Origin of the sequence: Algicella marina (assembly GCF_009931615.1) — a bacterium.
Taxonomy (GTDB): domain Bacteria; phylum Pseudomonadota; class Alphaproteobacteria; order Rhodobacterales; family Rhodobacteraceae; genus Algicella; species Algicella marina.
In genome coordinates this window covers 3852557-3872270 of sequence record NZ_CP046620.1, presented here as the reverse complement: position 1 = coordinate 3872270, position 19714 = coordinate 3852557, and the positions used below count along the sequence as shown (strand labels likewise).

Annotated in this window: 23 protein-coding genes; 13 read left to right on the top strand and 10 right to left on the bottom strand. The window is 63.7% G+C overall.

Annotated features, from left to right (window positions below):
• Positions 1–9: 9 nt before the first annotated feature.
• Positions 10–417 carry a response regulator gene (locus GO499_RS19015; RefSeq protein WP_161863667.1) on the bottom strand — a complete coding sequence of 136 codons (408 nt, stop codon included), beginning with the start codon at positions 415–417 and terminating at the stop codon, positions 10–12.
• A 137-nt stretch (positions 418–554) separates the two neighbouring features.
• Positions 555–1442 (bottom strand): DMT family transporter, encoded by an 888-nt coding sequence (locus tag GO499_RS19010; RefSeq protein ID WP_161863666.1) that lies wholly within the window; start codon positions 1440–1442, stop codon positions 555–557.
• 16 nt (positions 1443–1458) lie between these two features.
• Here GO499_RS19010 and GO499_RS19005 point away from each other — a divergent pair, with 16 nt between their 5' ends.
• A complete protein-coding gene (locus tag GO499_RS19005) occupies positions 1459–2091 on the top strand; it encodes an NUDIX hydrolase (protein ID WP_161863665.1) in 633 nt (210 codons plus the stop codon).
• Here GO499_RS19005 and GO499_RS19000 read toward each other — a convergent pair.
• From GO499_RS19000 to GO499_RS18975, 6 genes are all read right to left on the bottom strand, one after another.
• Positions 2067–2804 carry a PhnD/SsuA/transferrin family substrate-binding protein gene (locus GO499_RS19000; protein ID WP_161863664.1) on the bottom strand — a complete coding sequence of 246 codons (738 nt, stop codon included), beginning with the start codon at positions 2802–2804 and terminating at the stop codon, positions 2067–2069. The genes GO499_RS19005 and GO499_RS19000 overlap by 25 nt on opposite strands.
• Positions 2801–3709: a fatty acid desaturase gene (locus tag GO499_RS18995; RefSeq protein ID WP_161863663.1), complete on the bottom strand. Its 909-nt coding sequence runs from the start codon at positions 3707–3709 to the stop codon at positions 2801–2803. Before GO499_RS18995 ends, GO499_RS19000 begins: the two co-directional genes overlap by 4 nt.
• Before the next feature lie 307 nt (positions 3710–4016).
• The gene (locus tag GO499_RS18990; protein WP_161863662.1) at positions 4017–4622 is read right to left on the bottom strand and encodes a 2-dehydro-3-deoxy-6-phosphogalactonate aldolase; all 606 of its coding nucleotides are present in this window, start codon (positions 4620–4622) and stop codon (positions 4017–4019) included.
• Entirely contained in the window at positions 4619–5521 is a 903-nt protein-coding gene (locus GO499_RS18985) for a 2-dehydro-3-deoxygalactonokinase (protein ID WP_161863661.1), read from the bottom strand. Before GO499_RS18985 ends, GO499_RS18990 begins: the two co-directional genes overlap by 4 nt.
• Positions 5518–6285: an SDR family NAD(P)-dependent oxidoreductase gene (locus GO499_RS18980; protein WP_161863660.1), complete on the bottom strand. Its 768-nt coding sequence runs from the start codon at positions 6283–6285 to the stop codon at positions 5518–5520. The genes GO499_RS18985 and GO499_RS18980 overlap by 4 nt, the downstream gene beginning before the upstream one ends.
• Before the next feature lie 88 nt (positions 6286–6373).
• Positions 6374–8095: a vanadium-dependent haloperoxidase gene (locus GO499_RS18975; protein ID WP_161863659.1), complete on the bottom strand. Its 1722-nt coding sequence runs from the start codon at positions 8093–8095 to the stop codon at positions 6374–6376.
• A 208-nt stretch (positions 8096–8303) separates the two neighbouring features.
• On the opposite strand from GO499_RS18975, the gene GO499_RS18970 reads away from it, so the two are divergent.
• The 7 genes from GO499_RS18970 to GO499_RS18940 all read left to right on the top strand — a co-directional run bounded on the left by GO499_RS18970 (position 8304) and on the right by GO499_RS18940 (position 13452).
• On the top strand, positions 8304–9362 hold the full coding sequence (locus GO499_RS18970) for a bifunctional transcriptional activator/DNA repair enzyme AdaA (protein ID WP_161863658.1): 1059 nt from the start codon (positions 8304–8306) through the stop codon (positions 9360–9362).
• Positions 9359–10126 (top strand): isocitrate lyase/PEP mutase family protein, encoded by a 768-nt coding sequence (locus GO499_RS18965; RefSeq protein ID WP_161863657.1) that lies wholly within the window; start codon positions 9359–9361, stop codon positions 10124–10126. Before GO499_RS18970 ends, GO499_RS18965 begins: the two co-directional genes overlap by 4 nt.
• A gap of 87 nt (positions 10127–10213) precedes the next feature.
• The gene (locus tag GO499_RS18960; RefSeq protein ID WP_161863656.1) at positions 10214–10420 is read left to right on the top strand and encodes a twin transmembrane helix small protein; all 207 of its coding nucleotides are present in this window, start codon (positions 10214–10216) and stop codon (positions 10418–10420) included.
• Positions 10420–10992, top strand: coding sequence for a cob(I)yrinic acid a,c-diamide adenosyltransferase (locus tag GO499_RS18955; RefSeq protein WP_161863655.1), 573 nt, complete (start codon positions 10420–10422; stop codon positions 10990–10992). The genes GO499_RS18960 and GO499_RS18955 overlap by 1 nt, the downstream gene beginning before the upstream one ends.
• A 143-nt stretch (positions 10993–11135) precedes the next feature.
• Positions 11136–11579, top strand: a complete 444-nt coding sequence (locus GO499_RS18950) for a DMT family transporter (protein ID WP_161863654.1) — start codon at positions 11136–11138, stop codon at positions 11577–11579.
• 182 nt (positions 11580–11761) lie between these two features.
• The gene (locus GO499_RS18945) at positions 11762–12523 is read left to right on the top strand and encodes an electron transfer flavoprotein subunit beta/FixA family protein (RefSeq protein ID WP_161863653.1); all 762 of its coding nucleotides are present in this window, start codon (positions 11762–11764) and stop codon (positions 12521–12523) included.
• Positions 12523–13452 carry an electron transfer flavoprotein subunit alpha/FixB family protein gene (locus GO499_RS18940; RefSeq protein ID WP_161863652.1) on the top strand — a complete coding sequence of 310 codons (930 nt, stop codon included), beginning with the start codon at positions 12523–12525 and terminating at the stop codon, positions 13450–13452. The genes GO499_RS18945 and GO499_RS18940 overlap by 1 nt, the downstream gene beginning before the upstream one ends.
• Positions 13453–14068: 616 nt before the next feature.
• Here the strand turns inward: GO499_RS18940 and GO499_RS18935 are convergent.
• A complete protein-coding gene (locus GO499_RS18935; protein ID WP_161863651.1) occupies positions 14069–14593 on the bottom strand; it encodes a hypothetical protein in 525 nt (174 codons plus the stop codon).
• Positions 14594–14702: 109 nt separating this feature from the next.
• Between GO499_RS18935 and GO499_RS18930 the strand changes: the two genes are divergently transcribed.
• The 5 genes from GO499_RS18930 (at position 14703) to GO499_RS18910 (ending at position 18859) form a co-directional block, all read left to right on the top strand.
• Positions 14703–15578 (top strand): 3-hydroxybutyryl-CoA dehydrogenase, encoded by an 876-nt coding sequence (locus GO499_RS18930; RefSeq protein WP_161863650.1) that lies wholly within the window; start codon positions 14703–14705, stop codon positions 15576–15578.
• Positions 15579–15964: 386 nt separating this feature from the next.
• Positions 15965–16705 carry a GNAT family N-acetyltransferase gene (locus GO499_RS18925; RefSeq protein WP_161863649.1) on the top strand — a complete coding sequence of 247 codons (741 nt, stop codon included), beginning with the start codon at positions 15965–15967 and terminating at the stop codon, positions 16703–16705.
• 206 nt (positions 16706–16911) lie between these two features.
• A complete protein-coding gene (locus GO499_RS18920) occupies positions 16912–17499 on the top strand; it encodes a YceI family protein (protein ID WP_161863648.1) in 588 nt (195 codons plus the stop codon).
• A gap of 151 nt (positions 17500–17650) precedes the next feature.
• Positions 17651–18223: a YceI family protein gene (locus GO499_RS18915; protein WP_161863647.1), complete on the top strand. Its 573-nt coding sequence runs from the start codon at positions 17651–17653 to the stop codon at positions 18221–18223.
• Between the two features lie 54 nt (positions 18224–18277).
• Complete coding sequence (locus GO499_RS18910) at positions 18278–18859, top strand: cytochrome b (RefSeq protein ID WP_161863646.1); 582 nt, start codon at positions 18278–18280, stop codon at positions 18857–18859.
• Positions 18860–18874: 15 nt separating this feature from the next.
• Here the strand turns inward: GO499_RS18910 and GO499_RS18905 are convergent, their stop codons facing one another.
• Positions 18875–19660, bottom strand: a complete 786-nt coding sequence (locus tag GO499_RS18905) for a transglutaminase-like domain-containing protein (protein ID WP_161863645.1) — start codon at positions 19658–19660, stop codon at positions 18875–18877.
• Between the last annotated feature and the right edge of the window lie 54 nt (positions 19661–19714).

The following is a 19714-nucleotide window of genomic DNA, read 5'->3' as shown; positions in this document are numbered from 1 at the left end:
CTGGGCATGTCAGTCCTCTTCGAGATATCGTGCGATCTGGTCCAGATGCTCTGTGCTCAAAGGCTTGTTGAGGAAATCGCGGACAACCGAATAACTGCGGGCCCGCTCGGCATCGCGCGGGTCGAGTGACGTGGTCAGCATCACCACCACCAGCCGCGTGAACGCCGTCCCGAAGCGAACGGTCGCCTCTTCGAGGAACTGAAAACCGTTCACCCGCGGCATGTTGATATCCAGAAGGATCACGTCGATCTTCGGATGCTGCGGATCGTCCAGGTAGTCCAGCGCCTCCATCGCGCTGAGGCAGGTCACGACCTCTTCAACCCGGCCGGATCGCGCAATGATCCGCTGATACATCTTCTGATCGATCGCGTTGTCGTCGATCAGCATCAGACGGTTGATTTTTTCGGTCGCACTCATTCGCTCACGTCCTTACGGCAGCCCCCTCGCATCTTTCCTCAGATCAGATGCAGCCAGAAAGAACGTCCGTTTTCAACCCTGCTCTTGCTGGCACCAGTCTGAGAACCGACCGATGACAACAGCCCGGTCTCGGGTCTTCAGAGAACCAGAACGATAATGCCGAAGCCGATCAGGGCGATACCAAGGCATTCCGAAGCCTTCAGCCGCTCCCCGAACAACAGCACGCTGGTCAGAACCGTGAACACCAGCTCCACCTGCCCCAGCGCCTTGACATAAGCCGCGTTCTGCAACGCGAACGCCGCGAACCAGCCCAGCGAACCCAGCATCCCGAACAGCCCGACCAGTCCGGCCCGCGGCCAGGCCCGCGCCACACGCCGAACCTGCCCCGGCTCCCGCCACCGCATCCACGCAGCCATCGCCACCGCCTGCACAGTCGTTACGAACGCCAGCGTCACCACCGCACGGATCAGGAAGTCACCCTGTTCCAGCGCCAGCGCGGCGCCCCTATATCCGATCGAGGCCATGGCAAAGATCACCCCCGACAGGATGCCGATGCCCGCCGCCCCGCTGAAGATCCCCGTCGCCAGCGCGCCCCGGCCCGGCAGCCCGGACATGACGACGACACCGACTACCGTGATCAGGATCGCCACCAGCCCGCCCGGTGCCATCAACTCTCCCAACACCAGCGCCGACAGAATTGCCGTCATCACTGTCTCGGTCTTGGAAAAAGTGACCCCCACGGCGAAGTTGCGCAGCCCGAACAAGGCTACCAGCAAGGCTGTCGCCACGATCTGGGCCAGCGCTCCGACCAGTGCATAACCAAAAAACGCCGCGTTCATCCCCGGCCACGGCTGCCCTGCCGCCAGCAACGTGCCCGCCAGCATCACCGCCAGTGGCGCGGCAAACAGGAAGCGTGCGAAGGTCACGCCGAGTGTGGATAGTTCCGACGTCAGCCGTTTCTGCATCAGAAAGCGGATGTTCTGGAAAAACGCCGCGGCAATGGTGATCGGTATCCACAATTCCAAAGCCAGCGTCTCCCGAATGCTCCGGCGTCTCTATGCCTCCGCGCCACTGCGGCCACAAGTCGGCACAACCAACACGGCGAATCTTGCACTCCCCCCGTCGCTGGACATAGTCATGGCCATGGGCAAGAAACATAAGGTCAAGGATCGCCGCGCCCTCAAGGAGGGGAAGTACAAGCGCCGCCGCCAGCAGGTGTGTGCGCTGTGCTATCGACGCTCGCCGAAAAAGGGCCTGCAGTTCCTGCTCGTCACCTCACGCCGCACCCGCCGCTGGATCGCACCGAAGGGCTGGCCGATGAAACGCCTGACCAATGCCGAGGCCGCCGCGCAGGAGGCGCGGGAGGAAGCCGGCGTTGCCGGAGACATCTCGGAAAGGAGTATCGGCTTCTTCAGCTACCTGAAATATCTCGAAAACGGCAAGAGCATCCGCCTGACGGTTCAGGTCTTCCCAATGGAAGTCAGCACAAACCTGCGCTCATACCCCGAAAAGGGCCAGCGCCGGCGCAACTGGGTCAAGCCGCGCAAGGCAGCGAAACTGGCCACGCCGCCGGAACTCGGCAAGATGATCCGCGAGTTTGCCGCCTATCTGGAGGATGAGGCAAAGGACCTCAGCCCGGACGAAGCCGCTCAGAAAATCGACGGATCGTTGTAGAGCGCCTCTGGCAACCGCACGAACCCGCGAAGTGCAAGTCGCGCCGAAAGCCCAGGCGACATCGCCGATACCGCCCGCGCAACTGCGCCCGCGATCCGTTCCACCGGCTGGCCCGCAGCGCAGATCAACGGAAGTCCCGGCGTCGGCTTCGTCCAGTGCAGCACCCGCAAGCTTCCCGCCGCATCATGGTCACGCTGCGCCAGCCGCCACGTCTGTGCGTCGATGGCAGCCACGTCCGCCCCACCCGCCGCCACCGCATCTATGGAAGCCAGATGCGCCCCGGTCACCAGAACCCCGGCCAGATCGCTGCCAAGACGCTGCAACGCCACAGCGCCGGATTGGCTGTCCGCGCCGTTGATCGCCACCCGGCCGCCGTCGATCAGCGCCGCCAGCGTCCGGGTCTCCCCCCCGCGAACAACTATGGCGGAGCGATAGTATCCCGCCGGGCATCCCTCCAGACCAAAGTCAAACGCCCCCAGAATCCGCACCCGTCCCACCAGACTGTCCCGGTAGGGCTTGGAGCAAGTCTGGCTCAGCACCAATTCTGGTGCCGTCCAGTGCGGCATCAACTCGAAAGGCGGTTCGATGAGGGAAGGCACCGCAACATCAGCGGCCGCCAGTTCCCCGGCGATCAGCGCCCAGAGCATCCGCCAGTCCGCCGCCGTCCGCTCCGTCACGTACATCGGCAGGCTGGCGATGCCCGCCCCGCTCATGTCTTCTGCTTCAGCGGATGTGGCAACGGTTCCTTCGCCCGTAGCAGGTACTGCAAGATCAGGTCGCCGTACCCGTCGAACCGGTAGCCGCCATTGCGGGCGAGATAGAAAATGCGTTTCGATCTGAACACGACCGGCAGCGCATACCACGGCACCTGCGGATGGCTGTGGTGAACCGCGTGCAGGTTGTTGTTCAGAAACAGGAACGCCAGCGGTCCCCGGTCTTCGATTATGACGGAACGCGACGGTGCGCGCAGATGCGCCTGATGCTCGGCAAAGGTGCGGATCTTCAGGATCGCCAGTGCCCCGTAACAGGCAGCGACATAGGGCAGCAACGGCATCCCCACAGCGTCGAGATAGAAGATCACGGCAACCACCGTCAAGAGATGCACGACCCAGTCCCGTTGCACCGTCCGGTCTCCGCGCCGGATCAGCCGCATTTCCGTTCGCATGAACGCTTCGGTGCCCACCAACGGCCCGATGACAATCCGTCCCAGCAGGGTGTTGTTGACCTCCAGCACCCGCTGCGCCCAGCGCGGCAGGCTGTGAAACACCTCCGGCTCGAAGTAGAAGCTTTCCGGGTCGTCCAGCGGGTCCGTCAGGTTGGCATCCTTATGATGGGCCAGGTGTAGCGCCCGGAACCGGCCGTAGGGAATGAAGATACCCACCCCCGGCATGGCAAACAGGTCGTTCAGCCACTGCCGCCGGAACGGATGCCCATGCATGATCTCATGCTGAAGCGAGGAATGCAGCGTCAGCAAAACCGCCAGCAAGACCGCCGCCGGCCATTCGCCAATTATACCCGCCGCCAAAGTCAGTCCAAACCAGCCTGCGTATACAACGAAGATCAGGCCCAGCGTGGGCCACTCGATCCCCGGCGCAGGCGCTCGCGATACCGCACCCATATGCCTCCGACAATTTTGCTGAAAGGCGGCGGAGAAATTCCGCCCGACCTCACGCGAATGTTACCGCGAAACGGCGACCTTCGCAAGCCTGCGTGGACGTTGGGAGCGTGCCCCGTACGTCTCGGACCCGCAGCCCAAAACGGACGCATTCAAGAGCGGCGAAAAGCGGGGCGAGCGACGGGACGCAACATGCAGGGCGATGTCCCGGTTGCCACTCTTTGGCCTCGTCAGCAATTCTGCCTGACGACCGGAACCGCAACACCAACTGACGTCTCAATCCCCACAAACACCCAGCGGCGCGGTTGATTTACCCGCCAATGCCGTCGAAGGCTTCCACTGCTGCCCGTGCCGCCGCGCCCGTCTCCTCCGCCGTGCGCCCAGGCTTGTAGAGCGATGAGCCGAGGCCGAATCCGGCCGCCCCGGCCGCCACCCACGTGTCGAAATTTTCCGGCCCGGCACCGCCGACGGCATAGATGTCTGTCGAGGCCGGGAGCACTGCCCGCAGGGCCTTCACACCCGCCGGTCCCATCACCTCGGCCGGAAACACCTTCAGTGCATCCGCGCCGGCTTTCAGCGCCGTGAAACACTCGCTTGCGGTGAACACGCCGGGGTAGGAGCCCAGCCCCAGCGCCTTCGTCGCGCGGATCACCTCCGGGTCGCAGTTGGGCGACACGACGAAGCGCCCGCCCACTTCTAGCAGCCAGCCGACCTGCGCGATCTCCAGAACCGTCCCGGCCCCGATTTCCGCCCTGTCGCCGTGGGCCTCGACCATGCGTGCGATACTGTTGAACGGATCGGGGGAATTCAGCGGCACCTCCACGCGCGTGATGCCCGCGTCGATCACCGCTCCGGCCACCGCCACCGCTTCTTCCGGCGTCACCCCGCGCAGGATCCCGATCAGCTTCCGACTCATGTCACGCCCTTCCCTTCCAGTCCCGCCAGTCGTGCGGCGCGCAGCCCGGCCAGCACACAAGCGTCCGGCTCCGCCACCTCCGGCATCAGACCCACCACCCCCATCGCCTCACGATACAGGCCCAGCAATGGCTCCGCCGCCATCAGCACCACCTGCTGGCCCAACCAGTAGGGCCGTGCCGCCGCGAACTCCAGCCCCAGCAACATCCCCGAAAGCCGCGCGCCCAGCACCGCCTTGTCCGTGCCTGCCAGCAGATGCTCCGCCCGCAGTCCGAACAGACGCGCCGCCAGCGCCTCCGGCCGTGCCATCGCCGCCTCGAACGCCTCCACGAAAGCCGCACCGCCCCCCTGCGCCACCGAGTGTCGCAACACCGACTGCCGCGACAGCAACGCATAAAGTTCACCGGTCATGAACGTGCCGAAATGGAAGATCTCGCCATCCGCGATCTGCACCCACTTGGTGTGCGTGCCCGGCAGCACGATCACGCCGGAATACTTCGGTTGTTCGGCCAGATAGCCTGCAATCTGCGTTTCCTCGCCACGCATAACGTCCGCCGGGTTGTCCTGGCTGATGCCGGAAAGGATCTGCACCCGCAGTCGCCCATCGCGCACCGGCGCCAGCGTCAGGCCGTCGCCCAGCGCCGCCACCGGCACCTTCGCGTAGGGTGCTTCCACCCAGCCCTGCCGCGCGCCCACCATGCCGCAGGCGATCACATCGGTCACACCCGGCCCCAGCCACGGCTCCACCAGTTCCAGCAGCGCCGGTTCGAAACCGCCCGGCTCCAGCCCGCCCATGCCGTCCTCGCTCACCGCTTCGGCCAGCACCGCGCCGCCCGCATCCATGCCCCATGCACGCAGGTTGCTGGTTCCCCAGTCGACAGCGATCCAGTCGGCCTTCATCCCGTCACCACCACGCCGCCGTCGATCACCAGCGCCTGTCCCGTCATCATCCGGCTGGCCTGCGAGGCGAGGAACAGTGTGCCGCCGACCACGTCCTCCGGCTTCAGGTGCGTCTTCAGGCACTGGCGGTCCATCATCGCCGCCAGATCTTCAGCCGTCGCCCACATCTCCATCTGTTTCTCCGTCAGCACCCAGCCGGGCATCAGCGCGTTCACCCGGATGCCGTCCGGCCCAAGTTCCCGTGCCAGCCCGCGCGTCAGCCCGGTGATGCCGGCCTTGGCCGTGGCGTAGGAGACATAGCCGCCGTTGCCCATCATGTAGCTGATCGACGAATAGTTGATGACGGCCCCGCCGCCAGCCGCCCGCATTCCCGGCGCGGCCTTCTGGATGGTGAAGTAATGCGGCCGCAGGTTGACGTCCTGCGCCTTGTCCCACTCTTCGGGGGAATAGTCCTCCAACCCGTGGCGCAGGTCGTTGGCGGCATTGTTGACCAGCACCGTGATCGGTCCGTGCTCCGCCGCCGCCGTGTCCATCGCCGCCCGCAATGCCGCGATGTCGGTGATGTCGCAGGGCAGGAACAGCGGCCGGTTGCCCGTTGCCCCGGCCATTTCCTTCACGAATTCGTCTGCGTCGGAACGCTGCACGAACGCCACCTTGCAGCCCTGTCGCAGAAACCCTTCCGTCAGCGCCGCCCCGATGCCGGAGCCGCCGCCGGTAACGAAAACCGATTGCCCCGCAAGGTCATGAAAAGTCGCGAAATTCAAAACTTGCCTCCCGTCAGCTTTCGCAAGCTATCGGGAAACGGCCTCTCGATTGCAAGGGCCACGTCCGTTACCGCGGTCCCTACCGCACTCAGACGAAGAAGAAATCCTCCGCCGTACCGTTGATGAAGCCCAGCGCCGTCTCATACACGGTCGCACCCACGGCAGCCCCCAGATCCAGCCCGTTCTCGTTGCCGTCACTGAAATGGATGCCGCCGTAGATCCGGCTCATACCTGAAGACAGGGCGGCGTCGCTGAACGTGTCCCATGCCAGCGTAACCGTCAGGTCGAGGTCGTCGACACCGTCGAACATCAGGAAGTCGATGTCGATCGCCGCCCCGAAATAGTCCGACCCGGTGAACAGGCTCAGGATTTCCGCACCCGCCGCCGAGAAGGAACTGTGGCCGGAAGTGTATTCCGCGAACGGCGGCGAATACCCCGCACCCGGACGCTGATACGTAATGAAATCGGCGGCGAGGATCGTCTGCGTTCCCAGCCCCGGACCGGCATAGGCGTCGATCACGTAACCCTCATTGCCGAGGTAGTCCGTCCCCCACTCCCCGATCAGCCCCAGCTCGCCAAGGTCGGAAATCACGGCAACCGGCCTTGCATAGTCGTAATACACCTTCGATTCCCACGTCGCGATCCCGGCATCGAAGACCGCGTTGCTCATCATGAAAAAAAGCTGCGCGTCCTCGTCCAGCGTGTTGTCGTCCCGCGCCGAGACATACTCCGCGAACGTCATCCACGTTCCCGGCGGAAAAGATGTGCCGCCACCGTCCTCCCAGAACTCCGCGACGACTTTCGTCTCGTCGGTCAGCGCCGCGCTTTCTCCAACGACATACTCCGCCTGCTCAATGAAACCGGGATTGATCACCTCACCAATCAGGTCGGACGACACATCCAGCGTCAGCGCTCTCCGCAGGTTGTCGGGGTCCGCCCGGCCCTCGCCATTGATTGCCCGGATCGCCTCCTTCGTGAACCGGTTCACTTCTCCCCGGCTGATGTCGCAGTCATACTCGTTCAGCAGGAACCGCCGGAACATTCGCACATCCCGGATGGAGGTATCCTCGCCGAGTCCGAAAATCGTGATCGTCCCCGCATCCATGTCCAGCGACGCCTGCCACGTGTCGAGAAAGAATGGCTCCGGCTCCGGCGGGCGGAACTGGTCGCTCGCGTCCAGCGCAAACGGGGTCACATCCTGCCAGTGCGGCGTCAGAAACGTCTGCACGCTGTCCGGATCACTGCTGCCAGCCGGCACAAACTCCGGCGTCCAGTGCGCGATATCCGCCACGTTGTCCCGGTTGGCATTCTCCGGCTCATAGCCCGAAGTGTCGGCGTATCCGCCCGCCTGATTGGAACCGTCCCCGGCAAACCGCGCGACAACACCTTCCCCGGCCTGTATCCCCAACAAGCCGGCATCGCTGTTCACAGCGGCAGTATCGCTCGTGTATCCCAGATCGTCCATCAAAGCGTCAAAACGCTCGACCTGTTCCGGAAACAGGTCGACGAGGGCCACATAAGCCGCATAGCTCATCGCCTCCGCCTTGTTCACGTCCGTGATCGACCCGACATCCTGTTGCAACGCATCGCCGAACGCTGTGCCGATCGCCACCGGATCATAAGCCGCCCAGGCCTCGAACATCGCCGCATGCGTGACAGCATAGGCACGGGAGGCCACCGTCGGCCCCGTCGCCGCCTCTATCACTGCCGCCTGCACCGCCTGATCCCAGATCACGGAAATCGAGGGGTCCGGATCGACAATCGAAACGCCTGCGGTATCGGGATCGACAACAATTTCCGGTGCCGGCATCTCAAGTCTCCTCAATGGTTACACACGCGCCGGAGGAATGCCGACAACGCGGATCAGTACCACATGCCTGCAAACATCGAGAAATGTTAATTTCTGTACCCCACGCCTTGCAGAACCCTCCCGCGAGTGTCGGCCGCTCCCCGGATTTTGTGATATCCGCGCCCGATTTTCGGCGCACGCGCCTCCTGCGGCCTGCTATACATCGCCTATGCTGTTCGCACTGCCAGATAACTCCACGCTCTACAAAGCGCTCCTCTCCCGCGACGAGACATGGGAGGGCCGCGCTTATGTCTGCGTCTCCTCCACCGGCATCTTCTGCCGCCTCACCTGCCCGGCCCGCAAACCAAAGCCCGAGAACTGCGCCTTCCGCGAAACCATCGCCGAGTGTATCGCCGAGGGCTTCCGCCCCTGCAAACGCTGCAAACCACTGGAGTCCGCCCCGGCAGACCCTGTCGTCGCCACGCTCGCCACCGAACTCACGGCCGATCCCTCGCGCCGCTGGTCCGAAGCCGACCTGACCGGGCGCGGCCTCGACCCGTCCACCATCCGCCGCGCCTTCAAGCGTCACTACGGCATGACCTTCCTCGAAATGGCCCGCGCCACCCGGCTGAAAGCCGGGGCCGCCGCGCTCGCCGATGGTGCAAGCGTCATCGATGCGCAACTCGAAGCCGGTTTCTCCTCCGGCGCCGGCTTCCGCACCGCCTTCGCCCGCCTCCTCGGCCGCGCGCCCGGCAGCTTCACCGGCGACGAGCCGCTGAAGGCCCACTGGATCGACACGCCCATCGGCGAGATGATCGCCGTTGCCGATGCCCACGCCCTCCACATTCTCGAATTCTTCAGCCGCCGCGCCATCAGCACCGAACTGGCAGCATTGCAGAAGGCCACCGGCCAGCCCATCGGCATCGGCCGCACCGCCGTCACCGAACAGATGGAGGCGGAACTTACCGCCTTCTTCGCCGGCGAAAGTGGCCAGTTCAGCACCCGCATCGCGCCGCTCGGCACCCCGTTCCGCCAGAAAGTCTGGCGAGCCCTGCGCGCCATCCCGCCCGGCGAAACCCGCTCCTACGCCGACATCGCGCGCGAAATCGGCCAGCCCACCGCCACCCGCGCCGTCGCGCAGGCCAACGGCGCCAACCCCATCGCCCTCGTCATCCCCTGCCACCGCGTCATCGGTGCCGACGGGACCCTCACAGGCTACGGCGGCGGTCTTTGGCGCAAGCAGTGGCTGATCAGCCACGAACGCGGTCTCGCACAGGTCACGGCATGAGCATCAGTGAAAGAGCCCGCACCTTCGCGGCCCTCCACATTCCCGGAAACCCGCTTCACCTCGTGAACGTCTGGGATGCAGGCTCCGCGCAGGCTGTCGAGACCGCAGGGGCGAAAGCCATCGCGACGGGAAGCTGGGCCGTCGCCGCGGCGCAAGGCCATCACGACGGCCAGAGCCTGCCCCTCGACCTCATGCTGGCCATCAGCAGCCGCATTACCTCCGCCACTGCCCTGCCGGTGACACTCGATTTCGAGGGCGGCTATGCCGACACGCCAGAGGATTTGGCCCGAAACACCGAACGCCTGCTTACCACCGGCGCTGTCGGCCTGAATTTCGAGGATCAGGTCATCGGCGGCACCGGCCTCCACCCGATCCCTGCGCAGGCAACACGTATCGCGGTCGTCCGCCGCGTGGCCGATACCACCGGCATCCCGCTGTTCATCAATGCCCGCTGCGATCTCTTCTTCCAGTCCGGTCCCGCCGCACATAAGGGGCAAATTGAAGAAGCGCTACGCCGCGCGGAAGCCTATGCCGAAGCCGGTGCGTCCGGCTTTTTCACCCCCGGCCTCTCCGATCCGAAACTGATTGAACGCCTCGCCGCCGCCTGCCCGCTGCCGCTCAACATCATGACCGGCCGCGAAAGCCCCATCGCGTCGGAGCTTGCCAACGCAGGCGTCGCGCGCATCAGCCATGGCCCCGCGCCGTATCTCGCCGCCATGTCGTTCGTCACCGCCGAAGCCCGCGGGCACCTCAGCACCGCCTGAGCCCTGCGCCCTTTCGCCCCTTCCCAAACAGCCGCTGCCGCCCTAGGTATCTGCTGAAAGGGGCGCGCGCCCCGGGAAGGAACGCCCATGACATCCAACCCGATGTTCTACGTCACCCTGATCGCCTGCCTCGTCGTGGTCGTCGTCCTGATGGTCGGCATCGGCGGCTTTGCCAAGGGTGGCGATTTCAACCGCAAATACGCCAACAAGATCATGCGCCTGCGCATCCTGATGCAGTTCATCGCAGTGGTGCTCATCGTCGTCTTTGCCTTTTTCTTCCGGGGCACAAACTGATGGTCGTACTCAACCGTATCTACACCCGCACCGGCGACGCCGGCGAAACCGCGCTCGGCAACGGTACCCGCGTGCCGAAACATTCCCTCCGGGTCGAAGCCTACGGCACGGTGGACGAAGCGAATGCCGCCGTCGGCCTCGCCCGGCTTCATGCCGGGGGCGAGCTTGACGAAGGCCTCAGCCGCATCCAGAACGACCTCTTCGACCTCGGCGCCGATCTCTGCCGCCCGGACATGGAGAAGGACACTGAGGCCGAATACCCGCCGCTCCGCATGACGGAATCGCAGGTCAAACGGCTGGAATCGGAGATCGACCACTACAACGCGGACCTCTCCCCCCTCCGCAGCTTCATCCTGCCCGGCGGCACCCCGCTCGCCGCCCACCTCCACCTCTGCCGCACCGTCACCCGCCGCGCCGAACGCCTCGCCGTCGCACTGGCACAGGTCGAAACGGTTAACGAGCACGCTGTGAAATACCTCAACCGCCTGTCGGACTATTTCTTCGTCATCGGCCGAACGGCCAACGGCAACGGCGAGAAGGACGTGCTCTGGGTACCGGGGGCGAACAGGTAGTCACGCGATCCCATGGCGAGCGGGGGAAGGCAGATCCACAACCCGAACACGTCTGAACGCACCTCTCTGACTGACCCATCCCATCATTTCCCCTTGCACTTCCGTGCACCCGGGCGGAGCCTTTCCTCGAAAGGACCTGCCCAATGACCATTTCCCTCATTCTCCTTACGCTGCTGATCGGCGCCATGCTCTCCGTCTACATGCCGATGATCGCCCGCTCCGCCCAGCTTCTCGGCTCCACCCCGCTCGCGAATGTCCCGTTCTTCGCCATCGCCCTCGTCTCCTCCGTTGTCATCTCCTTCGCCTACGGCGACCGCTTCCGCGATTACGCCAGGATCCCCGGCCTGCCGCTCTGGCTGCTCACCGCCGGCATCATGTCCGCCACGATGATCATCGGCACCTCCTATCTCGTGCCCCGCATCGGCATAGGCACGTTCTTTGTCCTGATCGTCACCGGACAGCTTCTCGCAGGTCTCACCTTCTCCTATTTCGGCCTCTTCGGCGCCCCGGCCATAGACATCACTTTCGGCAAGATCGCAGGCATAGCCCTCGTGATCTTCGGCGCCTGGCTCTTCACCTTCAGATAGCGGCAGCCGATGTGACGCCATGTCCCCCTTGCTCCCACCGCCCCTGCCTGCTTAATTCGCGCAAGATTCTTTCATGCCGTCCGGCGCTCCAATTGGTCGTTTCTGGGTCAGAACCGACCGATCGGGTAAGGTAGGCAGCACGATCAGAGCCGCCGCGTCGCGGCAAGAACCGGAGAACGCCCATGAAGGTCCTCGTACCCGTCAAACGCGTGATCGACTACAACGTGAAGGTGCGCGTCAAGGCAGACGGCACCGGCGTCGATCTCGCCAACGTCAAGATGTCCATGAACCCGTTTGACGAGATCGCCGTCGAACAGGCTATCCGCATGAAGGAAGCCGGCTCCGTCGAGGAAATCGTCGCCGTCTCCATAGGCGTCAAGCAGGCGCAGGAAACGCTGCGCACCGCCCTCGCGATGGGTGCGGACCGCGCGATCCTCGTCGTCGCCACCGAGGATGTGAACACCGACATCGAGCCGCTGGCCGTCGCCAAGATCCTCAAGGCCATCGTCGATGAGGAGGCCCCGGGCCTCGTGATCTGCGGCAAGCAGGCCATCGATAACGACATGAACGCCACCGGCCAGATGCTCTCCGCCCTGCTCGGCTGGTCGCAGGCCACCTTCGCCTCCGAAATCACGGTCGAGGGTGACAGCGCCAATGTCACGCGCGAGGTCGATGGCGGCCTCCAGACGATCAAGGTAAAGATGCCCGCCATCATCTCCGTCGATCTGCGCCTGAACGAGCCGCGCTACGCCTCGCTGCCCAATATCATGAAGGCCAAGAAGAAGCCGCTGGACGAGAAGACACCCGCCGATTACGGCGTCGATGTCACCCCGCGCCTCGAAGTCGTCTCCACCGCCGAACCCGCCACCCGGCAGGCCGGTGTCATGGTCGGCTCGGTCGAGGAACTGGTCACCAAACTCAAAGACGAAGCGGGGGTAATCTGATGAGCGTTCTTCTGTTTGCAGAGGTCACCAACGGCGAACTTTCCTGGGATGCCACCTCCAAGGCGATGACGGCGGCCAAGGCCATGGGCGATGTCACTGTACTTTGCGCCGGTGCGCAGGCGGCCGCCGCAGCCGAGGAAGCCGCCAAGCTGGATGGTGCGGTCAAGGTACTCTGCGCCGAGGACGCCAGCCTCGGCCATCGCCTCGCGGAACCGACGGCGGCGCTGATCGTCTCCCTCGCGGGCGATTACACCCACATCGTCGCCCCGGCGACGACGGATGCCAAGAACGTGCTGCCCCGCGTCGCCGCCCTGCTGGATGTCATGGTCATCACCGATATCTCCGGCGTCGTCGATGCGGATACGTTCGAGCGCCCGATCTACGCCGGCAACGCCATCCAGACGGTGAAATCGGCGGATAAGGTCAAGGTCATTTCCGTCCGCACCTCCACCTTCGACGCCACCGGCGAAGGCGGCCCTGCCCCGGTGGAAACAATTTCCGCCGCCACCGATCCGGCGCTCTCCGAATGGGTCGAGGACAAGGTCGCCGAAAGCGACCGCCCCGAACTCACGTCCGCGAAAATCGTCGTCTCGGGCGGCCGCGGCGTCGGCTCTGAAGAAAACTTCGCCCTGATCGAAAGCCTTGCCGATTCCCTCGGCGCGGCCGTCGGCGCATCGCGCGCAGCCGTCGATTCCGGCTATGCTCCGAACGATTGGCAGGTCGGCCAGACGGGCAAGGTCGTCGCGCCAGACCTCTACATCGCCGTCGGCATCTCGGGCGCGATCCAGCACCTCGCGGGCATGAAAGACAGCAAGGTGATCGTGGCCATCAACAAGGACGAAGAAGCCCCGATCTTCCAGGTTGCCGATTACGGACTCGTGGCGGATCTCTTCGACGCCGTCCCGAAGCTGAAAGACGCACTGGGCTGAGAATCGGACGCACCGCCGCCGAAGGCGCGGCGGTGCCTCCCTCGGATTCGGGCACCGGCGTCCCGATCCCGCACGGCAAACTTCGCGGCCGTTTCGCCAAAGCCGGCGTCTTTCACCACCCGGGCAACCCCGGAAAATTCACTCGCACTCGCTGAACCGGACGGAAGACGGTAACCGCGCAGGCCATTCCGGCTGCACCCTTCAGCGTTTCTCGACGATTTGAATGTCGAGAAAGCCACTTGCGGCCCTTTTTGCCCTGAAATCCACAGGTCCATTACTGATATCGAAACGCGCCGGAAACCTTAGGAGCCCGGCGTCCCTCACGAACTCTCCCACCGTATTGTAGATCAGAACCGATATGTTCTGGCCTTGGATGTCGTATTCGTAAAACGGCGCTGAAGGGCGCCTGCACCGCGACGAACGCTCGTCCACTCACGTATGTCCAGCCGGTCCGCGCAGCGGCGCGTATGCTCTGTGATGTGCGCCTCTGGGTAAACGTCGGGACGGGAGATCGACAGGACAGTCAAAAATAATTCGATACTCAAATCAGGCGGCCAGCTCCGCGTTCAGCATCAACCAAACGCCACACGGCATCCGGTCGCAAACCCGCGCTAACTCACTCCTTCCGCACGAACCGCACCTCGTACCAGCCGCTGCGCGCGCCGGAATTCCCGACCCGCAAATAGGCTCCATCCGGCCGGATCGTCGCGCCCTTCGGGTCCGGGCGATAGGTGGCGATATCTCCGCCCGCGGCCTCGTGCAGCGATGCCAACACCCCTCCCCCGCGCACCAGCACCTCGAAATTCCCCCGCGGCAGCCGGTACACGGCCACGCCGGCACCTGTAAGCCGCCCTTGACGAACCGCCCCGATCGCCAGTCGTTGCGCCCCGGCCCTCTGACTGGCCGTCAGTCGCGGCATTTCCACCTCCGGCTCTTCCTCCGCCGCCTCCGGTGCCCGAAACTCACCGGGTGCCGGTGGATCGAAAGCGTCCTGCCGTTGCAGGATCACGCCAACCACAACCACCGACAGCAACATCCCCAGCAACATCCCGACCCGCGCCCTGCCGGAAACAAGAAAAAAGGCGATCAGCAGCATCGCCAGCAGTCCGGCAATCCCCGGTTGCGTCAGGTAGTCCCTCACCGCTCCATCACCCTGCCTGTCACCGTGTGTCCTCGTCGCTTTTTCGCAGTTGCACCCAAATATCTCCCCCCCTAGAGTCGCCGGGAACGTCTTTTCGAGAGTGTAGCAGATGGAAATCCAGAATGTTGGCGTCATCGGGGCAGGGCAGATGGGCAACGGGATCGCCCATGTCTTTGCCCAATCGGGCCACAACGTCCTCATCCACGATGTTTCCGAAGAGGCGATGGCCAATGCCCTGAAGATCATCGAGGCCAATCTCGATCGCATGGTCTCGCGCGAGAGGATCACAGAGGCCGAAAAGGCCGAGGCGCTCGGGCGCATCACCACCACAGGCGACATTTCCGAGGTCGGCAAGACGGACCTGATCATCGAGGCCGCCACCGAGAAGGAAGACATCAAGCACGCGATCTTCAAGTCGCTCGCGCCGCATCTCGGTGAGAACACGATCCTCACCTCCAACACCTCGTCAATCTCGATCACCCGCCTTGCCGCAGCGACGGACAGGCCCGAGCGGTTCATGGGCTTCCACTTCATGAACCCGGTGCCCATCATGCAACTGGTGGAACTGATCCGCGGCATCGCCACGTCGGAAGAAACCTACCAGCTTCTCGCCGGCGTCGTGGACAAGCTCGGCAAGACATCCGCCAGCGCCGAGGATTTTCCCGCCTTCATCGTCAACCGCATCCTGATGCCGATGATCAACGAGGCAATCTACACGCTCTACGAAGGCGTCGGCTCGGTTCAGAGCATCGACACCTGCCTGAAACTGGGCGCCAACCACCCGATGGGCCCGCTGGAACTGGCCGATTTCATCGGGCTCGACACCTGCCTCGCGATCATGAACGTCCTTCACGACGGGCTGGCCGACACCAAGTACCGCCCCTGCCCGCTGCTCGTGAAATACGTCGAGGCGGGCTGGCTCGGCCGCAAGTCCAACCGTGGCTTCTACGACTATCGCGGCGAAACCCCGGTGCCCACGCGCTGAAACGGCCGGTCCGGCCCGCCCTGACTGTGCCGCGCGGCTGGCGAACGCCGGGCATATCTGTCTCGATCCCTTTGATCTTCTAGGTGTCGTCAGCGATCCGCAGCAGTCAAGGCTGACCCAACCCGGGCCTTCTCGCCACCCCCGCCAAGCTGCGCAGCGCGGACAAAGGGCACTTTCGCCGCAGTGCCGCCGGTGGCTGCCCGGAACAGCCCAGCCCGGGACTCGATGAACCCCGCTTGATAGGCAAAAGATCTCAGCGACTTGCGCGTCGCGTAAAAAAACCCTTCTTTGCGTCTGTCCGCAGCCCGGAGCCGTGAAAACACAAAATGCTACGAATTGCTTCTTTTGCCGGATCAGGCTTTGACCTGGGTGCTCTGCATCGCGCCATGCTTGCCGCGTTTTCTGACTACATCGTGCCGTTGCAACCGGATGCAGACACCTTCAAGGCGACGCTGATCTCCAGAGGTTTCGACCCCGAGGCGTCCTTTGTCGCCGTCGACGATGATGAAATCATCGGGTTCTGGAACGTCGCGACGCGGAACACCAAACGGTATCTGATCGGCAGCGGAACGCGGATTGGTCACCGAGGTCGAGGATTGGCGTCCCGCTTGGGCATGGCGGCGATAAGTGCGGCGCAGAATGGCGGCAGCGAGAGCTTTTCGCTCGAGGTCATCGAAGGAAATGCAGCCGCTGAACGTCTCTATCGGAAGATGGGTTTCGATGTGACCAGAAAACTCGACTGCTATCGGCTTGATCATCCCTCTCCTGATCGATCCTCCTGCAAACAGTCGGATTTCGGCAGCGTCGCGAATGCCATTCACAGGTATTCGACATGGGAGCCAACCTGGCAGAACGCCACGGAAACCATTTCCCGCTTACCACTGACATGCTTCCTGCATGAAAAGGGTGGAGCGATCATCGGCACGGGTGGCCTTGTCCATCAGATTGCCGCCAGCGAACCCTCGGCTATCGAAGACCTGCTCGCTGCGGCCGCCACGGTCGGTTCGCTGACATTGGTCAATGTCGATTCCGCAGATAGCGCCTTGAGTGCCGTGCTGCAGGGGCTCGGGGCTGATCGCTTTATCGTTCAGTCTGAAATGCGCCTGTCGTTGTCAAACGCCTCCTGAAGGTCGTCCGAAACCGGCGCACCTTTTCCCTGCCGTGCGCTGCACCAGGCACTCTCAACCACTTCGCACCGGCAAGCCGGATCGTCTGCGGGGCACAAAAGCCCGTCTTGCCCGGCATGTGACACCGGATTTTCACGACTTGCCGCGAATATATTCGAAACCCGGCGCGTACTCCGTTCAGACACACATTCTGAAGGAAACGCCCCATGCGCCTCACCCTAGCCATCCTCGCCTTCGCCCTGTCGATCGGCAGCGCGATTTCCGCAACTTCCGCCCACGCCGAGACGTGGCGGATCGACACCGAGCGGACGAAAATCTCGACATCGGTCGAATATCTCGGCCGTGCCAAGGTAGATGTCCGCTTCCCCCGCTTCAACGCCGCGCTGCGCTTTGACCCGCAGAACCTCGATGCCACCCGCGCCGAACTGGCCATCGCCACCGGTGCCGTGCAGACGAGCGTTCCCGTCGCCACACCGCTGGTACGTTCCGCAGATTTCCTGGATACCAGCCGCCACCCGGAAATGCGCTTTCGACTGACCAGACTGGTCAAGACATCGCCCTCCACGGCCGACATCAGCGGCAACATCACCATGCTCGGCGTAACCCGCCCGGTGAAGCTGAAGGCAGACGTCACTGCCTACGGTCCCAGCGCCTCCAACCCCGATGTCACCGAAGCGGCATTCCGGCTCACCGGTCGTATCGACCGGCGCGATTTCGGCAACAATACCGGCTTCCCGCAGGTCGCTGCCGAACTACCGCTCGACATTCGTCTGGTGATGACGACCAAGCCCTAAGCCTGAATTTGCCGAACACATAAAGATAAACAAAATGTTATTTGACAGCATTTTGTTTATCTTTGCGAAACAATTTGTTCGGCATGACCCCCCTTCTCTTTTTCGCGGACTGTCGTATCTCTGTTCGCACATGCAACAAACGGAGCACCCAATGCTGAAATCTCTTGCCCTCGCGGCCTCGCTCGCCCTTTCCCCCCTTGCCGCCGTGGCTGCGCCGTGGGCGCTGGACAAGGCCCACACCCAGATCCAGTTCTCGGTGGAACACTTCGGCTTTTCCACCACCTATGGCATCTTCCATGACTTCGACGCCGAAATCGACTTCGACCCGGAAGACATTTCCGCCACTTCCGTCAACTTCTCCATCGACGCCACATCCGTCGATACGTTCTGGGAAGCACGCGACAAGCACGTGAATTCACCGGATCTTCTTGGCACCGAAGAGCATCCGACAATCACCTTCGTTTCCACGGAAGTCGAGCAGACGGGCGAAACCACGGCCAAGGTCACCGGCGACCTGACGATCCGTGAAGTCACCCAGTCCGTCACCTTCGACGCCACGCTCAACAAGCTCGGCCCCAGCCCGTTCAATCCCGACCAGCAGATCGCCGGCTTCACCCTTACGGGTGAAATCGACCGCACCGAGTTCGGCGTCAGCTACGGCGCACCCGCCGTCGGCGCGATCATCCCGATCACGGTCAACCTTGAAATGAGCCCGGCTTCCTGAGCCATACTTCGGGCGGGGCACGGCCCCGCCCATCCAACATCCGAGGAAAGAGACATGAGCCTGAAGAACACCACCACCGCCTGGGGCTGGCCGGCCCGCACCCTTCACTGGCTCATGGCCATCATCATCATCGGCCTGCTCATCGTCGGCACCTACATGGCCGATCTCGATCTCTTCGACCCAAATCGCTATTCGCTGACCCAGACGCACAAGTCATTCGGCTTCGTCGCCTTCGTCCTCGCCGTCCTGCGCGTCGGCTGGCGCTTCGCCAACCCCAGTACACCCGCCCTGCCGGCAGCCATGCCCGCGTGGCAGAAACTGGCCTCCCACGCCTCACATTACGCCCTCTACGTGCTGATCTTCGCCATGCCGCTGACAGGCTGGCTGATGGCCAGTTCCTCCCCCCTCAACGATGAGGGCGCTTATCCCACCCGCATCGCCAACAAGGTCTTCGGCCTGTTCGAAATGCCGGATCCATTCCCCACCGGCAGTGAGGACCTGTCGGAGTTCTTCGGCGAAGCCCACGAAATCGCAGCCAGCCTGATGATGCTCATCCTTCTGGTGCATGTCGCCGCGGCGCTGAAACATCACTTCATCGACAAGGACACGATCCTGCGCCGCATGATCCGCGGCTGAGGACCGGACGGAGCCTCAGCCTTCCTTCACGCGCTCCACGGAAACGCTCTGCGAGAGCATTTCCGCCGGTCCGAAGCTCGTCATGAACGCCACCCTGGCCGCGTCGGCACCGACGCCGATGCGGACCATCTCCTCCGCCGTGGCCATACCCGTCGCATCGACCAGATGCCACGCGCCGTCGAGATAGACCTCGGCAACAGCATGGAAATCCTGCGGTACCACGTCGGGCGCGTAAACACTGGCGAATCGCGCCGGAACCGCCGAGGCCCGCGCCAGCGTGATCAGCAGATGCGCGAAGTCCCGGCATACCCCCTGCCGCTGAACAAAAGTATCGCGGGCATCGGTCTCCGGCCCACTCGATCCCGGCACGTACTCCAGGTTGGCGGAAATCCAGTCCCGGATACCGGCAATCCGCGCCCCGCCTGTCAGATCACCGAACTCGGCCTGCGCAAACGCGAAGAATGCATTCGAGGGGCAGTAATACGACGGCATCAGGCTGCTCACCGCGCCCACCGGCAGGTCGGACAACGGTGTTGCCTGCAATGCCGTCAGCTCCGCCGTCTTGCGCTTGGTCTCGACCACGGCACGGTAGCTGCAATCGAAGGGCCCGCTGGCCCGCAGCCAGTGCCGCCGCCCGATACCCGCCTCGCCGTCCACCTGCCCGGCCTCCGGCTCCCCGGTCCAGTTCAGCGTGCCGTCCGTCACCTCCTGATCATCCATCATCGCCGCCTCGATCTGCAACAGCACATCGGTCGGCGCGGCAAAATGGTAATGAAGTTCCGACTGGATCGAGATTTTCATCAAAGGCTCCCGGCCCCGTGCGAGGGGCAAGCTTTCGCGCCCCGGCCCTGCGCC